The sequence below is a fragment of the Actinoplanes sp. CA-015351 genome (genome assembly GCF_050955685.1).
Taxonomy (GTDB): domain Bacteria; phylum Actinomycetota; class Actinomycetes; order Mycobacteriales; family Micromonosporaceae; genus Actinoplanes.
The window spans coordinates 5,236,490-5,257,808 of sequence record NZ_CP192102.1 but is presented as its reverse complement, the minus strand read 5'-3'; the positions used below and the strand labels follow the sequence as shown (position 1 = coordinate 5,257,808).

Genomic DNA, 21,319 nt, shown 5'->3' with positions numbered 1-21,319 from the left:
AGCATGCCCGAACTGATCACACCGACGGTACGCCTGCACGAGGCATGGCTGGAGTCCCGTGACGAGTGGGGCAGGGGTGTGCACCAGCCGGGGTCCGGGCTGCGCCTGACCGACGATCCGGACACGCACGCCGGGTTCGCGGCCTGGACGCGCCGGCTGGTCAGCGAGGAGGACCCGGCCGTGACCCCGGAGGCGGGCTGGGTGAACTGCTCGTACCGCTGGGTCGTCGAGGACGACCGGGTGCTCGGCGCGATCTCGCTGCGGCACGTGCTCAACGACTTCCTGCTGAACGCGGGCGGACACATCGGGTACGGCATCCGCCCCTCGGCGAGGCGGCGTGGCCTGGCGAGTTTCGCGGTGGCCGAGATGCTGACGGCGGCCGGCAAGCTCGGTATCGACCGCGTGATGATCAGCTGTGACGTGGCGAACGAGGCGTCGGCGCGGACCATCGAGCGCAACGGCGGGGTCCTGGAGGACATCCGGATTACCCACCTCGGCACCGTGAAACGCTATTGGATCACGCTCTGACCAGGTCGTTTTTCTCCTGGAGTAGGCGCATGACCTCGGTTACCAGCGGGTCTGCGGTGCGGCGGCGGGGTGTGGCGATGCCGACGAACCGGCACGGGCCGGGCGGGGCGAGCCGGATCGCGGTGAGGCCGCTGCGGTCGGCGGTGAGCGCCACCTCGGGGATCATGCTGATCCCGACGCCGGCCCGGACCAGCGACTGCGCGAACTGGTAATCGGTGCCCCGGCAGGAGGTGCGCACCTCGAACCCGGCCATCGCGGCGTAGTGGTCGAGCATGTCCCCGACCACCAGGCAGCCGTGCACCCAGCGCTCGGCGGCCAGCTCGGCGATGGTGATCGAGGTACGCCCGGCGAGACTGTGCCCGGCCGGGAAGACGATCCACATCGGGTCCTCCAGCAGCGGGGTCCAGATCAGGCCCGGCATCGAGGGCGGGGGACCGTCGAAGTGGTAGGACAGCGCCATGTCGGCGCCGCCCGAGCGGACCAGGCCGAGGCTGTCCTCCGGCTCGCTCTCGATCACGGTGAGCTCGACGCCGGGGTGCTCCGCGGTGAACCGGGTCAGCGCGGGTGGGAGCAGCCGCTGCCCGCCGCTGGTGAACGTGGCGACGGTGAGCCGCTCGGTGCGGGCCGCGGTGAGCCGCTCGATCTCACGCTGGGCACAGAGCAACTCGGCGGCGATCGACTCGGCGGTGGTGACCAGGACCTTGCCGGCCTCGGTGAGCTCCACCCCGCGGGTGCTGCGCCGCACGACGGGCGTGCCGACGGTGCGCTCCAGGGCGCTGATCTGCTGGGAGATCGCCGACGGGGTGAGCCGCAGCTCAGCGGCGGCCCGGTTGAAGCTGCCGTGCCGGGCGACCTCGGACAGGACCTGGAGGCGACGAGCGTCGATCATCAGTTTTCCTTAAAACGCCAACAGCAAGTTGTCACTACCGCTAATCACCGTACGCCGTGAGGCTGAAGAGGTGAATCGTCTCGCCTGGTTGCTCTTCGCTCTCGTCTCCGTCCTCTGGGGGATCCCCTACTTCCTCATCAAGATCGCGATTGTGGACCTGTCGCCGGTCTTCGTGGTCGCCGGGCGTACCGCCATCGCGGCAGCCGTGCTGATCCCGATCGCGATGGCCCGCGGCACCCTCGGTGCGCTGCGCGGGAAGCTGCCGGTGGTGGCGTTGATCGCGATGGTGCACATCGTCGTCCCGTTCACCCTGATCACGTACGGCGAGCAGCACATCTCGTCATCGCTGACCGGCATCCTGATCGCCATCGAGCCGGTCGCGATCGCGCTGCTGTTGTCGCGTACCGAACCGCTCACCCCGATCCGGGTGGCCGGTCTGGTGATCGGCTTCGCCGGTGTGGTGGTGCTTGTCGGCCTGGACGTCTCCGGCGACCGGTACGGCCTGCTCGGCGCCGGGATGGTGCTGGCCGCCGCGATCAGTTACGCGGTCGCCATGATGCTGGTGCAGCGCAAGGCGTCGGACATCCCGCCGGAGGCGCTGACCGTCGGCACCACTGTCATCACCACCGTGGTGCTGCTGCCGGTCGCCCTGATGAACCTGCCGTCCGAACCGGTCGGCGCCGATTCGTGGGGAGCGCTGGTGGCCCTCGGTGTGCTCTGCACCGCCCTGGCCCTGCTCGCCTTCTACCGCCTGATCGTCCTGGCCGGGTCGAACTTGGCGGGTCTGGTCACCTACGTCAACCCGGTGGTGGCCCTGCTGCTCGGCGTAATTCTGCTGAACGAGGAGATCGGCGTCGCGACGATCGCCGGTTTCTCGCTCATCGTGATCGGCTGCTGGTTCTCCACCCGCCCGGCGCCGAGGCCGGCCGCGACCCAGGACAAAAAGGTTCTTCACCTTGTTGATCAAGATTGACAGATAATTCTCAGCGGCAGGACAGCGTGTGCACCCCGACTACACAGGCCCGTTGCGAAACATCTTCTCTGTCATCAAGATCGCAGGGAAGGGAACTCATTGGATCTCAATGATCGTCCGATTTTCGTGGTCGGCTGCCCCCGGTCGGGCACCACGATGCTGCAACTGATGCTGCACGCGCACTCCCGGATCGCGATCCCGCCGGAGACCCGTTTCCTGCTGGCGGGTTACACGAAGCGGGCCGAGTTCGGCGACCTGACCGGCGAGGACAACCGGCGGGCGCTCGGACGGTGGATCGTGGAGTCGTCGCAGTTCGAGGACCTGGGTCTGGACGCGGGAGCGGTGGTCGAAGCCGTCGTGGCGGCGCCGCCCACCCTCGGCTCGGCGTTCGGCACGGTCTTCACGATGTACTCGGCGCGGTTCGGCAAGCCGCGCTGGGGCGACAAGCGCCCGCTGTACCTGCGGCATCTGCCGACGATCCTGCGGCTCTTCCCGGACGCGCAGATCATCAACATCATGCGGGACGGCCGGGACTGCGTCTCCTCGCTGAAGGAGACCCCGTGGAAGCCGGCCGAGTTCGACACGATGATCGATTACTGGACGCAGTCCGCCGACTCGTCGCTGCTCGCCGCCCGGCGTTACCCGCAGGACGTGTATCACCTGGTGCGGTACGAGGACCTGGTCGCCGATCCGGAACCGAACCTGCGGAAGATCTGCGAGTTCCTCGGCGAGGACTTCGAGGACGCGATGACCCGGCCGAATCAGCTGGCCTCGGTCGCCGTGCCGGAGTACAAGACGTGGCACACGATGACCCATCAGGCGCCGACCACCGAACGGGTGGCGAGCTGGAAGTCACGGCTCACCGAGGACGAGGTGCGCCGCTGCGAGACCTCGTTCGGTGACCGGCTCGCGAGGTTCGGGTATGTGCCGTCGCTGCCGGTGCCGCGCAGCGCCCGGATGCGCGCCGACGCCAAGCTGATCGCCCGGCATCGGCTCGGCCCGGCCCGTAACGCGGCCCGTGACCTGTGGACCCAGGTGCGCAGCGGCCAGGACGAACATCCGGTGGCCGCCAGGCTGACCAGCCGCCAGCTCGGCGGCTGACCCCCACCCAGCAGTCGTCAGCCCAGCAGTTGTCAGCCCAGCAGTCGTCGTTCCCAGGCCCAGGCGGCGATCTCGACGCGGTTCCGGGTGCCGAGTTTCGCGTGCACGCTGCCCAGGTGCGTCTTCACCGTGCCGACCGAGATGAACAGCTCGGTCGCGATCTCGGCGTTGGTGGCGCCACGAGCGGTCAGCCGCACCACGTCCAGTTCACGCGGGGAAAGACCACCGTCCTCGGCCGGTTGCGCGGGCGTCGCCAGATGCTTGAGCAGGCGTACGGTCACCGACGGGCTGATCAGCGCGTCGCCGGACGCCGCTGCCCGCACCGCCTCGATGAGCAGCGCCGGCCCGGAGTCCTTCAGCAGGAACCCGGCAGCGCCGTTGCGCAGCGCCTGGTGAACGTATTCGTCCAGGTCGAACGTGGTCACCACGACGATCTTCACCGGGTCGGGCACCCCCGGGCCGGCCAGCAGTTTGAGCGCCTGGAGGCCGTCCATCTTCGGCATCCGGATGTCGAAGAGCGCCACGTCCGGCCGCAGCCGCCGCGCCGCCGCGACCGCCTCCACCCCGTCGGCCGCCTCGCCGACGACCTCCATGTCCGGCTGAGCGCCGATGATCATGCCGAAGCCGGTACGCACCATCGCCTGGTCATCGGCGATCAAAACCCTGATCATCTGTCAGTCTTTCCAGCTCAGTGGCAGCGCCACGTCGACTACCCAGCCGCCGCCTGTGCCCGGGCCGGCGGTGATCCGGCCGCCGACCGTGCGGACCCGCTCGGTCAGCCCGGCAAGACCGTACCCCGGACGATCACGCGGGCCGGCCGGACGCGGCGCGGGCCCGTCGTTCGCGACCCGCACGAGCAGCTGGTGATCGGTACGCCGCAACCACACGTCGATCGCGCTCGCCTGCGGAGCGTGCTGACGAGCGTTGGTGAGCGCCTCCATCACCACCCGGTACGCCGAGGTCGACACCTCCACCGGCAGCCCGGCGCCGTCGTCCCCGCCGGTGTCCAGCCGGGCCGGCGCCCCACCGGCCGCGGTGAACTGCTCCACCAGCGCCGGCAGGTCACCCACCCCGGCGACCGGCGCGAGCGGCGCGTCCGGCCGTGACTGCGGGTCGCGGAGCACGCCGACCATCCGCCGCATCGACGCCATCGTCTCGGCGCCGGCCTGCTCGATCTGTTCGAGGGCGATCAGCACCCGTTTCGGGTCCTGCTCGGCGATGAACCGGGCGCCCTGTGCCTGCACGACGATCCCGGTGACGTGGTGGGCGATGAAGTCGTGCAGGTCCCGGGCGAACTCGGCGCGCTGCTCCGCGCGTACCGAATCAAGGACCCGGCGGCGATTCCCCTCCATGGACCGCAGGGTGACGCCGGCGCCGACGGCGGCGGCGATACCGAGCACCTGGATCAGCCCGAACGTCACATAGATGCTGGACTGGCCGGCGCGCAACGGCATCAGACCGACCGCGAGGCCGACCGCGACGCAGGCCGCGACCGCCCAGGCCGGCGGGGCGTGCCGGGCCACCACGGCGGCGACGCCGAGGAACGCCGCCGACTCGGCGAGCCCCCAGAGGCCGGGTGGGGTTTCGCCCGCGTGCACCAGCAGGGTGATCAGCAGGGACAGTCCGGAGACGCCGATCGCCGCGACGGCAACGGTGCGTGAGCCGTGCCGGTGCCGGGGCAGCCAGACGGCGGCCACGGCCATCGCGGTCGCCACCTGGGCGGGCACGAACTGGCCCTCGAACCGGCCGGTGCTGAGGTCGATGACGCCGAGCAGAGCCAGTACGCCGAGGGCGGCGACCTGACCGGCACGGAGCAGGAAAACGTTGAGCATCGTGACCCAGCGTAAGCGGTGGACTCGGTGCCTCCATCGGCCGAAAGGCAGACCCGCGCCCGCGCCGAACCCGGTCCACGGGCCGATGCGGCAGCCGAACGTATCGATCAGGATCCTCATCGTCCTCATCCGGCGCATCTGGAGCTCACATGCAACCGAAGTTGGTACAGCAGCACGCGGCCGTCGCGGCCGTCGACCTGGTCAAGGTGTACGGCGCCGGCGACACCGCGGTACGCGCCCTCGACGGCGTCACGGTGGGTTTCGACCGCGGCCGGTTCACCGCGATCATGGGCCCGTCCGGGTCCGGCAAGTCGACCCTCATGCACTGCCTCGCCGGCCTGGACACCGCCACCTCGGGACAGGTGATGCTCGGCGGCACCGATCTGACCCGCCAGCCGGACCGGGTGCTCACCAAGGCCCGCCGGGAGCGGATCGGCTTCGTCTTCCAGTCGTTCAACCTGCTGCCGCAGCTCACCGCGTCGGCCAACATCACGTTGCCGCTGGACCTGGCCGCGCGTACCCCGGACCCGGCGTTCTTCGACCGCCTCGTCACCACGCTCGGCCTGGCCGGCCGGCTCACCCACCGGCCCAGCGAGCTCTCCGGCGGCCAGCAGCAGCGGGTCGCCCTGGCCCGGGCCCTGGTGTCGCGCCCGGAGGTGGTCTTCGCCGACGAGCCGACCGGCAACCTCGACTCGCGGTCCGGCGCCGAGGTGCTGCGCCTGCTCCGCGACTCGGTACGCGACCTCGGCCAGACCATCGTGATGGTCACCCACGATCCGGGAGCGGCGGCGTACGCCGACCGGGTCGTGATGCTCGCCGACGGCCGTCTCGCCGGCGAGATCGACCGGCCGGACATCGCCTCGGTCACCGACGCGCTGCAGAGTCTGGCGGCGGGCCGATGAGGGCGATTCTGCGTACCCAGCTGGCCGGGGTGACCCGGCGCCCGGCGCGGATGCTGCTCACCGGGCTGGCCGTGCTGGTCGCATCGTTCGTGGTCTACTCGACGGTCCTGGCCCAGCAGATCACCGAGCGCAGCATCCTGAACGGCCTGAGCGGCACCCCCGAGGCGGTCGGCCTGGTGGTCCGCGGCGGCCTGATCGACAACGGTCACCTCGACCGGATCAGCAAGCTGCCCGGCGTCGCCGAGGCGACCGGGCGCACCGAGGCCGGCCTCGACGTGAACGGCGAGTACCTCGGTCTCATCGCCGACCCGGGCACCGGACCGCTCAGCGTGGTCACGGTGACCGAGGGCACATTCCCGGACGGCCCCGGCCAGATCGCGGTCACACCACGCACGGTCGAGCGACTCGGCCTCACCCTCGGCGCCACCGTGAACGCGAACGCCGGCACCGGCAAGCCGGTGCCGGTCACCATCGTCGGAATCGTCACCCCGCGCGACGATTTCGGCTTCCAGGGGTACGCCCCAGCAAGCACCGTGGTGAAGCTGACCGGTTTCGACACCCTGAACCAGATCGACGTGCGCCTCGACGGCGGGGCGGACCTGGACGCGGTGCGCAACGAGATCACCGCCGTGACGGGCAGCGGCTCCGCCCCGGATCCCACGAACGGCGCCGACGACAACGGGCAGACGGAGGTGGCCACGGGGGCCGGCGTCCGGCTGGACGAGGCCCGGGAGGCCGCCGGCGAGGTGGACCAGGTCTTCGCCGTGGTCGGCGCGTTCGTCGCGGTCGCCGTCGTGGCGGCCGGCCTGATCGCCGCGTCCACGTTCCGGATCGTCTTCGCCCAGCGGATGCGCCAGCTCGCGCTGCTGCGTGCCGTCGGCGCCGGACGATCCGCCCTGGCCCGCGCGCTGGCCACCGAGGGCATCCTCACCGGTCTGATGGCCGGCCTGACCGGGGTCGCCGCCGCCCTCGCGGTCTGTCATGCCATCCCGCTGATCCTCGGCACGTTCGGCTGGAAGGTCTCCTCACCCGGATTCCCGCTGCTCCCGGCGCTGGGCACCGTCGCCCTGGCCGTGGTGATCACCCTGGTGGCGGTGCTCGCCCCGGCGTTCTCGGCGGCCCGGGTCGCGCCACTCGAAGCGCTGCGCAACGCCGCCACCACCGGCGCGAAGACCGGCATCGGCGCCCTGCGCTGGGTCACCGGCCTGCTGTTCGCGCTGCTCGCGGGCGGTGTCGCCGGATACGTCGCGACGAAGCTGCCGGGACCCGACCCGGAGAACTACGACCCGATGCCGATGCTGCTCGGCGTGATCGCCTCCGGTGGGCTCGCGTTCATCGCGCTGATCGCGCTCGGCCCGGTCCTGGTCCGTCCGGTCCTCGCGGTCACCGGCTGGCCGTTGCGCCGGCTCGGCCCGGTCGGCCGGCTCGCGGTCGGCGGTGTCGGCGGCAGCGCCCGGCGGGCAGCGGCGGTCTCGGTCGTTGTCGCGCTCGGCGTCACGCTGGTGGCCGGGGTGCTGGTCGGCGGCGCGTCAATCCGTACCCTCGCCGATCGGGAACTGGCCGCCGCCGCGCCGGCCGACTTCGAGCTCACCTCGGCCGAGGGAAAGCCGCTGCCGGCCGCGCTGACCGGCCGGGTGACGGCGAACACCGACCTGACCAGGGTCACCCCGTATCGCCGGGTGGACGCGGTCCGGGTCGCCGCCACCGGTGGGACGGCAGGTGCGCTGGAGGACGTCTCGGCCACCGATCTGGCGGCAGCCGGGCTTCCCCGGCTCGCTGACCTGGCCGCGGTCTCCGGCTCGATCGATGATCTCAAGCCCGGGTCGGTTGTGCTCGGCCGGTTCGTCGCGGATTTGGCCGGCCTGAGCACTGGCGACACCGTGGTGGCCTTCACCGGTGACCGCTCCGCCGATGGCCGCTCCGCCGATGGGCGAGAGGTGCCGCTGCGGGTGGTTGCGGTGCTGTCCGACATGGCGCCGCTGCACACCGGCCTGCTGATGGATCCGGCTGATCTGACGGCGCTCGGTGCGCCGGCCGCCGCCACCGGGATCCTCGCGGACGCGGCCCGGGACGGCGAGGACGGGCGTACCGCCGGTCTGCAGGCGATGCGGCAGTCCTACGCTGGGCAGTCCGGGTTCCGGGTCGACGTGCTGGCCGACCAGCGTGACCAGATGAACACGGCGCTGACCGTGCTGCTGGCGATCGCCCTGGTCCTGATCGGGCTGACCGTGCTGATCGCGGTCGTCGGCGTCGGTGCGACCACCGCGCTGTCGGTGGTCGAACGGGTCCGCGAGTCCGGTCTGCTCCGCGCGGTCGGCATGTCCCGTGGCGGACTCCGGACCATGCTGACGACCGAATCCGCACTGTACGGCGTGATCGGCTCGGCTCTCGGGATCGTGCTCGGTATTCCGTACGCATGGCTTGCCGTCCTGGCGACCGGGGTGAACGCGCCGCTGGCCCTGCCGGTGTGGCAATTGGCCGCGGTCTTTGTCGCACTGGTGGCGCTGACCGCGCTGGCCGGTGTGTTGCCGGCGCGCCGGGCCGCCAGGGTGAGCCCGGTGAACGCGCTCGGCAGCGAGTGATTCACAGCTGGGATGCGGTGAGCGTGACCGCGTCATGACGTGACGCGACGGCTTGAGGTGACTTGATAACGAGTCATCTCAAGCCGCGTTAATTCCAGTCGTCTCAGTCGATCCGGGCACATGGTGGAGCGGACGATCCGGTAGCGTTCACGCCCGCAAGATCTTCGATCGACCAAGGGGACCGGGTTTGATGAATCGACGTCTGGCCATCGGTGTGGGCGCCGCGGCCGCTGTGCTCGCTGCCGGCGGGGGAGTAGCCGTGCTGGCCTGGCCGGACAGCGCCGACCCGACGTTCGTGGCGGAAACGGTCACCGTGCTGCCGCCCGACCCGGCCGCCGAGCCGCCGACCATCAAGACGGATCTGAACACGGTCGAGATCGCCGCGTCGTCCGGCGGCGGCGACGTGGACGTGCCGGAGCGCGAGACCAAGCGGTTCAGCCTGCTCGGCATCACCTGGTCGGACCCGGCGGCAGCGCCGGACGGCACCATCGAGGTCCGCACCCGCAGCGTGCAGACCGGCGAGTGGACCGGCTGGCAGAGCCTGGAGCGCTCGGACATCGGACCGGACGGCGCCGAGGCGGCCGACACCGCGCGACGTGGCGGCACCGAGCCGCTCTGGGTCGGCCCGTCCGACGGCGTGGCGGCCCGGATCGCCGGCGCCGGAAGCGGCCTGCCGAAGGGCCTGCGCCTCGACCTGATCGACCCGGGCACCGAAGCCGGCGGCCAGGGAGGCGGTGAGCCCGTGGCTGAAGAGTCCGCGAGTGCCACCCCCACCGACGAGAGCACCTCCGGTGGGACGGTTGAGGAGTCCGAGAGCGCCAGCCCGGCTGCCTCGGCCACGTCGGCGTCCGCCTCGCCGAGCGTGTCGCCGTCGCCGAGCGCCAGTTCGCCGTCCACGACGCCGTCACCGGCCAAGACCACCACGTCGCCGGCGGCCACCAAGACGACTACCACGACCGCGCCGACGACCACGTCGCCGGTGCCGACCTCCACCGTGCCGGTCAAGGCGCAGTTCCCGGCGTACGTGAACCGCAAGGGCTGGAGCGCCGACGAGACCATCGTGAAGTCGATCTCGATCGGCACCGAGGTCAAGGCGCTCTGGGTGCACCACACCGCGACCACCAACGATTACGCCTGCTCGGAGTCGGCGGCGATCGTCCGGAGCATTCAGGCGTACCACGTGAAGAGCAACGGCTGGTCGGACATCGGGTACAACTACTTGCTGGACAAGTGCGGCAAGCTGTTCGAGGGCCGCAAGGGCGGCGTCGAGGTCCCGGTCGTCGGCGCGCACACGCAGGGCTTCAACACGAACTACGCCGCCATCTCGGTGATCGGCAACTTCGAGACGGCCGCCTCGAACGCCACGATCGAGAAGGTGATCGGCCAGGTCGCCGCGGCCCGTCTCGGCAAGTACAACTACAACCCGACCAGCAGCGTCACGGTCACCGCCGGCTCCTCGAACGGCAAGTACGCGGCCGGCGCCAAGGTCACCATCCAGCGGGTCTCCGGTCACCGGGACGCCGACGCGACGGCTTGCCCCGGCAAGAACCTGTACGCCCGGCTGCCCGCCATCCGGGCGCTCTCGGTCGAGCAGATCACCGGCCTGGCGCTGAAGGCACCCACCGGCGGCGCCGCATCCGGTGGCGTCTACTACGTGAAGAAGAACGTCGGCCTGTCCTGGTCGGTGAGCACCGCGACCTCGAAGATCGCCCGTTTCGAGATCTACGTCGACAGCAAGCGGTTCAGCATGCCGGCGGCGAGCGCGCGTTCGGCGACGCTGAGCCTGGCCGCCGGCAAGCACAGCATCATTGTCCGCGCCGTGCACGTCTCCGGCAGCCACGCCCAGGTCGGCACGACGGTCTTCGGTGACGTCACCGCGCCGGCCTGGACCGCCGGCATGGCGGTCAACCTGCGGACCGGCACGTACAGCGCCACCTCGGCGCCGGTCACGCTGACCCTGTCGGCGAAGGACAACGCGGCGTTCGCCGGGTTCACCGTGACGAAGCCGCGGGCAGCCAAGCTCGGGGCGTCCGCCAGGAGCTGGAGCACCACGGTCAAGCCGGGCACCACGGTCTACACGGTGACCGCCCGTGACGTCGCCGGCAACGCCCGCGGGGCGCAGATCAGCCGCAAGGTGTCGCTGCTCGCGGAGACCTCGGCGAAGAAGACCGGCACGTGGACGACGGTGAAGAACTCCGCGCACCTGAAGGGCAAGGCGCTCTCCGCGTCGGCCAAGGGCCGGAAGCTGACCTGGACGTTCACCGGGCGTACCGCGGCGCTGCTGTTCACGAAGACCGCCAAGTCCGGCAAGGTGGCGATCTACGTGGACGGCAAGAAGGTCAGCACGGTCGACCTGAAGTCGAGCAAGAACGCGTACCGGCAGGCGGTCTGGACCCGGAACCTGTCCAGCGGGAAGCACAAGATCATGATCGAGGTGCTCGGCACCTCGGGCCGGCCGGCCGTGATCTCCGACGGTCTCGTCTTCGGGAACTAGGACCTGTCACCCGGAGCGGCGCGGACTTCCGCGTCGCTCCGGCCCGTTGTGCTCGGCGGAGGCCGGCAGGGTGAACCAGAACGTCGCACCCTTGCCCTCGGCGCTCTCCGCCCAGATCTCCCCGCCGTGCCGCTCCACCGCTCGGTGCACCGTGGTCAGCCCGATGCCGGTTCCCGGGAAGTCCCGGGCGTCGTGCAGCCGGGCGAACGGCCGGAACAGCTGACCGGCCTGATCGGCCGGGAACCCGGCGCCGTTGTCCCGGATGTAGAACTTGTCGCCGGCGCCGCCGACCTCTACCACCGGGTGCTCGACCTTGCGGGTGAACTTGACCGCGTTGTTGATCAGGTTCTCCAGGATCACCCGGACCAGGCCCTCGTCGCCGTCGGCGGTCATCCCCTCGGTCACCGCGTACTCGACGATCCGGGCCGGGTCGCGGGCGGCCACGTCGCTGATCACCTGCCGGATCGTGGTGGTCATGTCGAACGTCTCCCGGCGCAGCTCGCCCCGGCTGGCCCGGGCCAGGATCAGCAGCGATTCGACCAGATCGGCCATCCGCAGCGCGGCCGCGTGGATCCGGGTGATCCGGTGCCGGGTCTGCTCGCCGAGCTCTTCGCCGTCCTCCTCGTCGAGGACGTGCTCGGCGAAACTGCTGATCACCTGGAGCGGCCCGCGCAGGTCGTGCGAGACCGACCCGGAGAACGCCTCCAGCTCGCGGTTGCGCCACTCCAGCTCCTCGACCAGCGCGGCGCGGGTCTCGGCGAGATGCCGGGCCGAGCGTTCCTCGGCGGCGTCCAGCTCGCGGCGCATCAACTCCTCACGGATCCGCCGGGCCTCGTCGTGCGACTGCTTGCGCCGGATCTGGGCGCGGACGTGGATGCGCAGCCCCTCCGGCACGTCGCTGTCCCGGACGTAGTCGTCGGCGCCGGCCGCGAGGCAGTCGAGCATCCGCTCCTCCTCGCCCGTCATGATCATCGGCAGCTCGCCGACCCGCGGCACCTCACGGACCCGCCGGCAGCCCTCGGTGGCCAGCTCCAGGTCGTCGTCGAGACCGAGCACGATGCAGTCGACCGGCTGGGCGGCCAGCAGATCGAGAGCGTCATCGATCCCGGTGGCCTGCACGATGTCGTACGCCTCGGTGCGCAGCGCCTCCGACCACAGGTCCAGGTCGTCGCGGTGCGGGCTGATCGTCAGCACCTTGCCCGGACCGTGCAGGCTGCCGATCGACTCGATCGGCAGCTGCTCGGCGCTCTGCCGCAGCACCGCCGCCAGCTTCGCGAGCACCACGGCCAGGTTCTGCTGCTTACGGACGAAGGCGTCGGCGCCCGCGTCCAGCATCTGCATCTCGGTGGCGTAGTCGTCGGCGGCGGTCATCAGGATGCACGGGGTGTCCCGCAGCCCCGGGTCGAGACGGATCCGGCGGATCACGGTGGCGCCGTCGATGCCCGGCATCACGCCGTCCACGATCACCGCGTGCGGCCGGCGATCGGCCGCCATCCGTAGCCCCTCCTCGCCGCTGGCCGCGGTCAGAACCCCGTACCCCTCGGGTTCGAGAAGCTCGCGCAACTGCTCGCGGAAGGTCACGCTGTCGTCGATGACCAGCACATTGGTACGGTCGGTTGCCGCACCGTCCGGCGCTTCGCCGAGCAACTGCCGGGTACGCGCGACCACATACCCCGCGTCATAGGGCTTCCCCACGTACTCGTCGGCCCCGGTGCGCAGCCCTGCCAGCCGATCGGCCACCTCGCTCTCGCTGGAGAGCAGCATGGTGACCACCTCGGCGTGCGTGCCGCGCAGCTCGGTGAGCAGTTCGAGCCCGTCCGCGTCGGGCAGGATCACGTCGAGCACCGCCGCGTCGAACCGCGACGACGCGAACGCGGCCCGTGCCTCGGCGCCGGTCGCGCAGAGGATGGTGGTGAAGCCGTCGTCGGAGAACGCGTCGTTCAGGTCCATCCGCACGGTGAGGCTGTCATCGACGATCAGCACGGTCGGTGTCATCTCCGGGCCGCCGCGGGGTGCAGTTCGGCGAGGCGGGCAGCCATCCGCCCGGGCGGCAGGACGTACCCGGCCGCACCCAGCAGAGCCGCTTCCCGGGGCATGCCGTACACGATGCAGCTCCCCTCGTCCTGGGCGAACGTGACCGCACCCTTACCGCGCATCTGCAGCAGCCCGGCCGCGCCGTCCCGGCCCATCCCGGTCAGCAGACAGCCGGCCGCCGTCGGGCCGAACTCGGCCGCCACCGACTCGAACAGCACGTCGACGGCGGGCCGGCAGGAGTGCCGGGGCGGGCCGTCGCTGAGACGCAGCAGCTTGTCGCGGACGTAGAGGTGCCGGTCCGGGGGAGCGAGCAGCACCTGTCCGCCGACCCGGCTCACCGGCGTGCCGTCGGTCGCGTACCGCACGTTGCGGCCGGTCTGCCCGCCGAGCCAGTCGGAGAACGCGACGGCGAACTGCTCGCTCGCCGCGATGTGCTGCACCACCAGCACCGGGGTGGCGAAGTTCGGCGGCAGCTCGCGCAGCAGTTCGGTGAGCGCGCCCGGCCCGCCGGTGGACGCGCCGACCGCGACCACGCTCAGCGCCGGCGAGGCGATCGGCGCGACCGGCGGTGGCGGTGGTGGCTGGGTCTCCGGAGCGGTACGCGCCCGCGCGCCGAGCCGCGCCCGTGGATGAGTGATCACCCGGATCCGGGAGACGATCCGCAGCGTCGACCGCAGCCGGTGCCCCCAGTCGGCGTCCGAGTCGTCCCCGCGCGGCTTCTCCAGCACGTCGACCGCGCCCGCGGCGAGGGCGTTGTACGTGCTGAACAGCTCCTGCCGGTCCGCCGACGAGACGACCAGGATCGGTATCGGATGCTCGGCCATGATGTGCTCGGTGGCGGCCAGGCCGCTGATCCCGGGCAGCATCATGTCCATCGTGATGACGTCCGGGCGCAGCCGCCCGGCCAGCTCGACGGCGTGCTCGCCGTCCCCGGCCTCGCCGACCACCTGCAGGTCCGGGTCGGGTGCGAGCGCCTCCCGCAGGTGGTGGCGCATCGTGATGGAGTCCTCGACGATCAGAACCCGGATCATGAGCGCACCACCAAGCGTCGGATGTGTGCCAACAGCTCCTCCTGGTCGAACTCGCCCTTGACCACGTACGCGTCGGCGCCCACCGCCTTGCCGCGATCCCGGTCCGCGGCGCTCGCCCGCGAACTGACCAGGACACAGGGCGTGGTGGACAGTTTCGGATCGGCCCGGATCCGTTCGACAAGCGTGAAGCCGTCGATGCCGGGCATGTCGATGTCGCTGAGGATCAGGCCGAACCCCCCGGAGCGGGCCTTCTCCAGGCCCTCCTCACCGGAGGCGGCGAGCTGGACCTCGTACCCGGCGGACTCCAGGATGCTGCGCTCCAGCATCCGGGTGGTCAGCGAGTCGTCCACGACCAGGACCGGCAGCGGCTCGGCGGCCGACGCGGACGCCGACCGGGCGCCCGGGCCGTGGCCGCGCAGCACCGCTGCGGCCAGCCCTTCCGGATCCAGCACGAGACGGGGCCGCCCGTCCGCCTCGACGGAGACGCTGCTGATCACCGCGGAGGCCGGCGCGAGTTCCGGCAGCGGGCGGGCCACCAGCGCGGACGTGCCCAGGAGCCGGTCCACACCGATCGCGAACATGCCGGCCGAGCAGTCCACCACGATGGCCGCTCCGGTGCCCGCCGCGTCGGGAACCGTGTCGCCGGTGTAGAGGACCTCGGCCAGGGGGAGGAACGGGGCTGCGCTTCCGTCGTACAGAATCCGGCCGCTGGAGGCGGCAGTGGCTGCCTCCGCGGCACTCAGCCGGAGGCACCCGCGCACCGCGTCCAAGGGGACTGTCGCGCTGGCGCCGCCGGCCTCGACGATCAGGCCGGTCATGCTCAGCAGGGTGAGCGGGATGATCAGCTCGACCGTGGCGCCCTGGCCCGGTGTGCTGCGGACCCGCACCTCGCCGTGCAGCTGCGCGGCCACCTCGCGGACCGCGTCCATGCCGATGCCGCGCCCGGACACCTCGGTGACCTTCGTGGTCGTGCTGATCCCGCCGTGCATGACGAGATCGACCAGCTCCTGGTCACCGGCGGTACCGGGACCGAGCAGGCCACGCTCGCGGGCGGTACGCCGCAGCCCGTCCAGATCGAAGCCGCGCCCGTCGTCGACGCACCGGAAGATCGCGAACCGGCCGCGCCGCTCCACCTCCAGGGTGATCGTCCCCTCGGCCGGCTTGCCCGCCTCGAGCCGCTGGGCCTCCGGCTCGATGCCGTGCACGACCGCGTTGCGCACCACGTGCAGGAACGCCCCGCTGACCGGGCCGAGCAGGTGCACACCCATCCGGATGTCGCCGCCGCGCGACTCGAACCGCACCTTGCGGCCCTCGGCGTCGGCGGCGTCGCGTACCGCCCGGCGCAGCGTGGTGAAGATGCTGCCGGCCGGCACCAGCCGCAGCCCTTCGGCCTTGCCGCGGACGTCGTCGAGCTCGCGTTCGATCTGGTCGACGGCGTCGGTGAACCGGCGTCCGGCGGTGCCCAGCTCACCGGCGAGCCGGACGGCCGCGGCGCGCACGGCGCCGGTCGTGCCGGTGCGAAGCTGGTCGGCGAGCGCCTCGGCGGCACGGTGCAGGCGTTCGATGGTGCCGCAGCCGTCACGCAGCGGGGCCATCTGGGCGTTGGCCTCGCCGATCGCGTCGAGCAGCTCGTCCAGATCGCTGGTCGAGGCCCGGGTGGGCGCGGGGATCTCCGCGGGTTCGATCGTCTCGATGGGGCGTTCGACGACGGTCGCAGGCTCCGGCGCAGGCGCCTCCATTTGTACGACTTGAGCCGATATTTCGTCATTAAGGCGGAGGAGTTCCCGCATCTCTTCCGATGCCAGCGGAGCGTCCCCGGACCGGTACGGAACCAGGATCTCCTCGAAGGCGTGCGCGAAGTCCGCGATCTCCTTCTGTTTCACCACCCGCGCCGCGCCCTTGAGCGTGTGCGCGGCGCGCAGCAGCCGCCCGACCGGTTCCGGCCCGGGCCGCTGATCCAGGTCCAGCACACCGGCGCTGATCTGGTCGATCAGTTCGCGCGCCTCGAGCCGGAAGTACCGGAGGGGATCGCGGCCCATCAGTGCTTACCGGAACCCACGAGTTCCAGCAGCTCACCGGAGAGCGCAGTCAGGTGCGCGGCGGTCTGCTTGGTCTGTACGGCACTCGACTCGGTCTCCCGTGACACCCGGGCCGTGTCGCCGGCCGCCACGTTGACCTGCTCCACCGCGGTGGTCTGCTGCTTCGTGGACAGTTCGATCTCCCGGGTCGCGTCGTTCGTGGTGGACGTCAGTCTCACGATCTCCCGGAAGGAGTTGGTGGCCTCGTTGAACTGCCGCGCGCCCGAGTCCACCGCCTTCGCCCCGATCTCGGTCGCCATCACGGTGGTGTTGACCGCGCCCCGGACGTCCTCGATCAGCGCCCGGATCTCCTTGGCCGACGCCGCGGTCCGGTCCGCCAGCTTGCGGATCTCCTCGGCCACCACGGCGAACCGCCGGCCCCATTCGCCGGCGCCGCTCGCCTCGATGGTCGCGTTGATCGCCAGGATGTTCGTCTGCTCGGCCAGTTCCGACACCAGGTCCACGACCGAGCCGATCTGCTGCGACTTCTCACCGAGCGCCAGCATGTGCTGCACGATCTGGTCCACCTGGGTACGGATCGCCGTCATCGACGCCCGGGTCTGATCGATTGTCGAATCGCCGGCCCGGGCCGCCGCCTCGGTGTCCTCGGCGATCTGCGAGACCCGCTGGGCGGACTCCGCGATCTGCCGCGAGGTGATCAGCAGCTCGCTGATCGTCGTGGTGATCTCGCTCATCGCGCTGGCCTGGTCCCGGCCGCCGTTGACCTGCTGCGCGGCGGCCGCCTCCAGCTGTGCCGACGAGCTCTGGATGTGGCCCACCGCGGCGCCCACCTCGCGGCGCAGGTCCCGGCTCAGCCGCCAGGCGACAGCGACCGCGCAGGCGGTGGCGAGCGCGCCCAGCCCGAGGATCACGGCGATCGCCAGGGCCGCCCGCGACGACGACTCCTCGCGATTGCCCTCGACGTCGGCCCTGACCCGGGCGATCAGGTTCGCCAGCTCGGATTGCATGGTCTGGCGCAACGGCTTCGCCTGACCGTCGTTCATCGTGCGGATCTGCTCGATGGTCGCGCCGCCGGCGCGCTGGGTCATCACCTTGGTGATCGCGTCGGTGTAACCCTGCTCGGCGTCCTCGACCCGCTCCAGGATGCCGAGGGCGGTGGAGTCGTCGAGGGATCCACGCAGGTCGCTGATCTGCTTCTGGAAGGCGACGCGGTCGGCCGCTGCGGCGTCCGAGTACTCGTCGGTGACGTTGAGCAGGTAACCACGGATGTCGGCGAGCCGGGTCTCGAAGAGCCGGCCCAGGGACTCGGCCCCGGCCAGGTTCGTGGTCGCCGCCGAGATCACCCGGTCCTTCGAGTCGACGACGAACTTCAGGCCGCCGACGGCGACCGCGATCGACAGCACGGTGAAGACGACAGTGATGGCGATGCCGGTCGCCAACTTCCGGCCGTAGGTGTGTCCGGCCATCATGAGGACTCCTCGGGTTCGGGCTGGTGTCCGGCCAGCTGATGTACGAGAGCGCGGGTCGCCGGCACGTCCACGATCGGCCGGTTGCCGTCGGGCAGGCGTACCAGGCCTTTCAGGTACGCGTGCGGCCCGGCATCGCCGATCGAACCCTCCACCACGTCGGTGATCGGGACCTGCATGTGGTGGTCGAGCTGGTGGAACGCCAGGGCGAGCGGCGGCGAACCGGTGGTCAGGACCAGCCAGCGGGGCCGCTCCGGGATCGGGTGGCCGAGCAGGGCGGCCAGGTCGTAGACGGGCACCACGGTCCCGGCGAACCCGGCGACACCGAGCAGCGCCGGCACCGGCGTGGGCAGGGCGGTCACCGGCCGGTCCGGGTGGACTCCGGAGGCCTGGGAGAGGCGTAGCGCGTACGGGCGGCCGCCCACCCCGATCGCCAGCAGCTCCACGCTGTCCGCGCCGAGGGTCCGGGCCGGCTCGGCGAACGAGCGGTCGAAGTCCGCGCGCAGCCGGCACACCCGGTCCGCGACCGACGGCCCGCTCACCGCCGCACCCCGCAGGCCTCCAGCTCGGTACGGCACAGCGTGGTCAGCGCCAGCCGTCCGAAACCGCCACCGAACAGCACGATCCGCTCCTCGTCCTCACGGGCCAGCAACTCCAGGGCCGGTTCCAGGTGGGACACCGCGCCCCGATCGTCGCCGCGCCGCCGGAACAACAGGCCGAGCCGCAGCCGGGGCATCGCGAACGTCGCGTCCAGATAGGCGGCCAGCCGGTACTGCCCGGCCGCCTGGTCGGCGCAGTCCAGCTCGTGACAGACGCCGAGCAGCTGGTGGGCGTCCGGGTGCGGACCGCCGACATCCATGAGCCGGTGCGCCGTGTCGCGGGCCTCGTCCACCCGGCCGGACTGGGCGAGCAGCACGCCGCGCAGCAGCAGGTGCCGGGTCTCCGTGGTGTCGCCGAGCAGGTCGAGCGCCGCCGCGAAACGGTCGTCGCGCAGCAGCCCGAGCGCGCGCGGGTAGACGTCGTCCCCGACCGGGGCCGGCGCCTCGACCCGGCGGGGTGCCGGTGGGGGAGCGAACGCCGTCTCCTGCGGCTCCAGAGAGGAGCGCCGGTACCACACCGTCCCGCCGTCGTGGCAGACCTCGAGACCGTCCGGGCTGCTGCCCAGCGAGTCGGTGTGCCCGAGGAAGAGATAACCACCGGGGGCGAGCGACGAGGTCAAGTTCTCGATCAGCCGGGCCTGCACGGCCGGGGTGAGATACATCAGCACGTTCCGGCAGAAGATCACGTCGTACCGGCCCGGATGCCACAGCTGCGGCGCCTCGTCGGCCAGGTTCTGCTCGACGAACTGGACCGTGGCGGTCACCTCGGGCACCACCCGGAAGTTGTCGCCGTCCGGCCGGAACCACCGCTGCCGCATGTCCTCCGGCGTCTCCCGCAGCGACCACGCCGAGTATGTTGCGCCGCGCGCCTTGGCGAGCACCCGCCGGTTCGCGTCCACCCCGGTGACCGAAACGATCCAATCCTTGCCCGGCCGGGCCCGGTACGCCTCGATCGCCAGCGAGTACGCCTCCTCACCCGACGAACACGCCACCGAGATGAGCCGCAGCACCCGCTGGCCCTGCCGTTCCGCGATCCGCTCGGGAATGGCCTGGTCGCGCAGGATCCGGAACTGGTCACCGTGCCGGAAGAAGTAGGTCTCGGTGATGCTGAGCGCGTCGGCGAGCTCCGCGGTCTCGGTGTCCCAGCCTGGCTTCGCGAGCTGGTTGAGATATTCCCGCGGGCTCATCTGGTGCGCCGCCGACCGCGCCGAGAGCACCTCGGTGGTCTGCGTGCCGTCCTGATCGGTAGGCGTCCATCCGAGCCGCCGCTGCAGCAACTCCCAGAACCGGCTCAGATCACTGGCCCGGATCATGCGACGGCCCCCGTACCGGCAGCGGCCTCCCACACGTCGTCCGGCACCGTACGGATCCCGCGAAGCAGCAGCAGCGGATCAGTCCCGATCCGCCCCACCCCGGCGATCAGCGCCCGCGACACCACACCGCTCAGCGCGGCGGACGGCCCTTCTGGCGGCTCCACATCGATGTCCTGCACACCCAGCACCGGCCCGGTGGCGCACGCGACAACACCCCGCCCTGCTCGAACCGCGACGTACCGATGTATTTCCCCGGCTTCCCCGGTGAGCAGCCGCGTCACGTCGATCACCGGCGAGGGCATCCCGCGCAGAATGGTCAGCCCCTGAACATAGGGCGGCGTCCCGGCGAGCGGCCGGGTCTGCAAAGGCCGCATCGTCTCCACCACCTCTTCCAGGGGAAACGCACAGAAAAGCGGCCCGGCCTGAAAGACCAGAGCGATCACCCGAACGCCGACCGCTGCCTCCCCCACACGGTCAGGCTAGCGACCAGATCGCGGGCTTTCGCGAGCTTCGCTCGCTTTGCCCCCTTGCCGTCGGCCCCGGGGTACGCCCAAAGCCCCGCCCACGCCCGCCGCCCGAATCCGGTCGCGGGGTGGGTGACGTCGCGGGGCGCGTCAGGTGACGGGGCGCGTGAGGTGGCGGGGTGGGTGAGGTCGCGGGCGCGCGTCAGGTCGCGGGCGCGCGTCAGGTAGCGGGGTGGGTGAGGTCGGGGCGCGCGTCAGCTGGCGGCGCGCGTCGGCTGGCGGCGCGCGTCAGGTGGCGGCGCGCGTCAGGTGACGGCGCGCGTCAGGTGACGGCGCGGGTGAGGTGACGGGGCGGGCCGGGCAGCGGGGTGGGTCAGGTCGCACAGAATGCCAGCGTGTGCCCGGGTCCACGCCCTGGCCGTGGTGAGGTCACACCGACCGCAACCGTGCGACCCCAGCTACGCCGTTCCGGGCATGCGTGCGCTCCCGTCCACGCGCCAGGTGCTCCGAGCTTTGAGCCCACGGCATCGGTGGCGGGGTGCGGGGGCGTGTCCCTGGGCCGCGAGGTGACGGTCGGCCTCACAGATCTTGTGAGGTTCGGCCGGCCGAACGACCGCAAACTCACGAGTTTCCGGGAAGCCGCCGCCACGGCGTACCGATGTCAGGCTTCCCCCGAGCACCCCGGTGACGCACTGCGACCGCAATGGTGGAGGGTTCGGGCTTTGTGGAGACCTGTGTGGGTCAGAGCATCCACAGGTCTCCAAGATCAGAGGGGCGACGGAGGCCCGTCTTGCCGGTCACTTACTCTCCGTGACAATTCGGGGAAGCGTGTGACGTAGCCGGTCGTCCGGCCCCCTCAGTTCAGCGCGCCACCGCCGGGCCTACCGTGTTCCGGCATCTCGGGCGGGCCGGCGCTCACTGTGTGCCGGCGTCTCGGGCGGGCCGGCGCTCACTGTGTGCCGGCGTCTCGGGCGGGCCGGCGCTCACTGTGTGCCGGCGTCTCGGGCGGGCCGGCGCTCACCGTGTGCCCCTGTCCGCGCCCGCGCCCACGTCCACGTCCACGTCGGCGCTG

16 protein-coding genes are annotated in these 21,319 nt (G+C 71.3%); 6 read left to right on the top strand and 10 right to left on the bottom strand.

Annotation, left to right across the window (positions count from 1 at the left end; translation table 11 throughout):
• The first annotated feature begins 3 nt into the window (after positions 1-3).
• Positions 4-528: a GNAT family N-acetyltransferase gene (locus ACQP2E_RS24125; protein ID WP_433825211.1), complete on the top strand. Its 525-nt coding sequence runs from the start codon at positions 4-6 to the stop codon at positions 526-528.
• On the opposite strand, the gene ACQP2E_RS24120 is transcribed toward ACQP2E_RS24125, so the two are convergent.
• Positions 518-1,417 (bottom strand): LysR family transcriptional regulator, encoded by a 900-nt coding sequence (locus ACQP2E_RS24120; protein WP_433825210.1) that lies wholly within the window; start codon positions 1,415-1,417, stop codon positions 518-520. The genes ACQP2E_RS24125 and ACQP2E_RS24120 overlap by 11 nt on opposite strands.
• 70 nt (positions 1,418-1,487) lie before the next feature.
• Between ACQP2E_RS24120 and ACQP2E_RS24115 the strand changes: the two genes are divergently transcribed.
• Both ACQP2E_RS24115 and ACQP2E_RS24110 read left to right on the top strand, forming a co-directional pair.
• Positions 1,488-2,390, top strand: coding sequence for a DMT family transporter (locus ACQP2E_RS24115; protein ID WP_433825209.1), 903 nt, complete (start codon positions 1,488-1,490; stop codon positions 2,388-2,390).
• 99 nt (positions 2,391-2,489) lie between these two features.
• Entirely contained in the window at positions 2,490-3,491 is a 1,002-nt protein-coding gene (locus tag ACQP2E_RS24110) for a sulfotransferase family protein (RefSeq protein ID WP_433825208.1), read from the top strand.
• A 32-nt stretch (positions 3,492-3,523) separates the two neighbouring features.
• Here the strand turns inward: ACQP2E_RS24110 and ACQP2E_RS24105 are convergent, their stop codons facing one another.
• Both ACQP2E_RS24105 and ACQP2E_RS24100 read right to left on the bottom strand, forming a co-directional pair.
• Complete coding sequence (locus tag ACQP2E_RS24105) at positions 3,524-4,162, bottom strand: response regulator (protein ID WP_433825207.1); 639 nt, start codon at positions 4,160-4,162, stop codon at positions 3,524-3,526.
• A 3-nt stretch (positions 4,163-4,165) separates the two neighbouring features.
• Positions 4,166-5,323 carry a sensor histidine kinase gene (locus ACQP2E_RS24100; protein WP_433825206.1) on the bottom strand — a complete coding sequence of 386 codons (1,158 nt, stop codon included), beginning with the start codon at positions 5,321-5,323 and terminating at the stop codon, positions 4,166-4,168.
• Between the two features lie 149 nt (positions 5,324-5,472).
• Between ACQP2E_RS24100 and ACQP2E_RS24095 the strand changes: the two genes are divergently transcribed.
• The 3 genes from ACQP2E_RS24095 (at position 5,473) to ACQP2E_RS24085 (ending at position 11,301) form a co-directional block, all read left to right on the top strand.
• The gene (locus ACQP2E_RS24095) at positions 5,473-6,225 is read left to right on the top strand and encodes an ABC transporter ATP-binding protein (RefSeq protein ID WP_433825205.1); all 753 of its coding nucleotides are present in this window, start codon (positions 5,473-5,475) and stop codon (positions 6,223-6,225) included.
• Positions 6,222-8,807 (top strand): ABC transporter permease, encoded by a 2,586-nt coding sequence (locus ACQP2E_RS24090; RefSeq protein ID WP_433825204.1) that lies wholly within the window; start codon positions 6,222-6,224, stop codon positions 8,805-8,807. The genes ACQP2E_RS24095 and ACQP2E_RS24090 overlap by 4 nt, the downstream gene beginning before the upstream one ends.
• Positions 8,808-8,997: 190 nt before the next feature.
• Positions 8,998-11,301: an N-acetylmuramoyl-L-alanine amidase gene (locus ACQP2E_RS24085; RefSeq protein ID WP_433825203.1), complete on the top strand. Its 2,304-nt coding sequence runs from the start codon at positions 8,998-9,000 to the stop codon at positions 11,299-11,301.
• A gap of 6 nt (positions 11,302-11,307) precedes the next feature.
• On the opposite strand, the gene ACQP2E_RS24080 is transcribed toward ACQP2E_RS24085, so the two are convergent.
• From ACQP2E_RS24080 to ACQP2E_RS24050, 7 genes are read right to left on the bottom strand one after another with little or no spacing between them, the layout of a single operon-like run.
• Positions 11,308-13,296: a response regulator gene (locus ACQP2E_RS24080; RefSeq protein ID WP_433825202.1), complete on the bottom strand. Its 1,989-nt coding sequence runs from the start codon at positions 13,294-13,296 to the stop codon at positions 11,308-11,310.
• Positions 13,293-14,366 carry a chemotaxis-specific protein-glutamate methyltransferase CheB gene (gene cheB / locus ACQP2E_RS24075; protein ID WP_433825201.1) on the bottom strand — a complete coding sequence of 358 codons (1,074 nt, stop codon included), beginning with the start codon at positions 14,364-14,366 and terminating at the stop codon, positions 13,293-13,295. Before cheB ends, ACQP2E_RS24080 begins: the two co-directional genes overlap by 4 nt.
• Positions 14,363-16,405 (bottom strand): hybrid sensor histidine kinase/response regulator, encoded by a 2,043-nt coding sequence (locus ACQP2E_RS24070; protein ID WP_433825200.1) that lies wholly within the window; start codon positions 16,403-16,405, stop codon positions 14,363-14,365. The genes cheB and ACQP2E_RS24070 overlap by 4 nt, the downstream gene beginning before the upstream one ends.
• On the bottom strand, positions 16,405-17,874 hold the full coding sequence (locus ACQP2E_RS24065; RefSeq protein WP_433825199.1) for a methyl-accepting chemotaxis protein: 1,470 nt from the start codon (positions 17,872-17,874) through the stop codon (positions 16,405-16,407). Before ACQP2E_RS24065 ends, ACQP2E_RS24070 begins: the two co-directional genes overlap by 1 nt.
• Positions 17,871-18,413, bottom strand: coding sequence for a chemotaxis protein CheW (locus tag ACQP2E_RS24060; protein ID WP_433825198.1), 543 nt, complete (start codon positions 18,411-18,413; stop codon positions 17,871-17,873). Before ACQP2E_RS24060 ends, ACQP2E_RS24065 begins: the two co-directional genes overlap by 4 nt.
• Positions 18,410-19,783 carry a CheR family methyltransferase gene (locus ACQP2E_RS24055; RefSeq protein WP_433825197.1) on the bottom strand — a complete coding sequence of 458 codons (1,374 nt, stop codon included), beginning with the start codon at positions 19,781-19,783 and terminating at the stop codon, positions 18,410-18,412. The genes ACQP2E_RS24060 and ACQP2E_RS24055 overlap by 4 nt, the downstream gene beginning before the upstream one ends.
• Positions 19,780-20,253, bottom strand: a complete 474-nt coding sequence (locus ACQP2E_RS24050) for a chemotaxis protein CheW (RefSeq protein ID WP_433825196.1) — start codon at positions 20,251-20,253, stop codon at positions 19,780-19,782. The genes ACQP2E_RS24055 and ACQP2E_RS24050 overlap by 4 nt, the downstream gene beginning before the upstream one ends.
• Positions 20,254-21,319 lie beyond the last annotated feature (1,066 nt).

Excerpts from the sequence above, each read along its gene's own strand:
- ACQP2E_RS24125 (WP_433825211.1), top strand. The coding sequence starts at position 4 with ATGCCCGAACTGATCACACCGACGGTACGCCTGCACGAGGCATGGCTG.
- ACQP2E_RS24120 (WP_433825210.1), bottom strand. The coding sequence starts at position 1,417 with ATGATCGACGCTCGTCGCCTCCAGGTCCTGTCCGAGGTCGCCCGGCAC.
- ACQP2E_RS24095 (WP_433825205.1), top strand. The coding sequence starts at position 5,473 with ATGCAACCGAAGTTGGTACAGCAGCACGCGGCCGTCGCGGCCGTCGAC.
- ACQP2E_RS24090 (WP_433825204.1), top strand. The coding sequence starts at position 6,222 with ATGAGGGCGATTCTGCGTACCCAGCTGGCCGGGGTGACCCGGCGCCCG.
- ACQP2E_RS24070 (WP_433825200.1), bottom strand. The coding sequence starts at position 16,405 with ATGGGCCGCGATCCCCTCCGGTACTTCCGGCTCGAGGCGCGCGAACTG.
- ACQP2E_RS24065 (WP_433825199.1), bottom strand. The coding sequence starts at position 17,874 with ATGATGGCCGGACACACCTACGGCCGGAAGTTGGCGACCGGCATCGCC.
- ACQP2E_RS24085 (WP_433825203.1), top strand. The coding sequence starts at position 8,998 with ATGAATCGACGTCTGGCCATCGGTGTGGGCGCCGCGGCCGCTGTGCTC.
- ACQP2E_RS24080 (WP_433825202.1), bottom strand. The coding sequence starts at position 13,296 with ATGACACCGACCGTGCTGATCGTCGATGACAGCCTCACCGTGCGGATG.
- ACQP2E_RS24055 (WP_433825197.1), bottom strand. The coding sequence starts at position 19,783 with ATGATCCGGGCCAGTGATCTGAGCCGGTTCTGGGAGTTGCTGCAGCGG.
- ACQP2E_RS24100 (WP_433825206.1), bottom strand. The coding sequence starts at position 5,323 with ATGCTCAACGTTTTCCTGCTCCGTGCCGGTCAGGTCGCCGCCCTCGGC.
- cheB (WP_433825201.1), bottom strand. The coding sequence starts at position 14,366 with ATGATCCGGGTTCTGATCGTCGAGGACTCCATCACGATGCGCCACCAC.
- ACQP2E_RS24105 (WP_433825207.1), bottom strand. The coding sequence starts at position 4,162 with ATGATCAGGGTTTTGATCGCCGATGACCAGGCGATGGTGCGTACCGGC.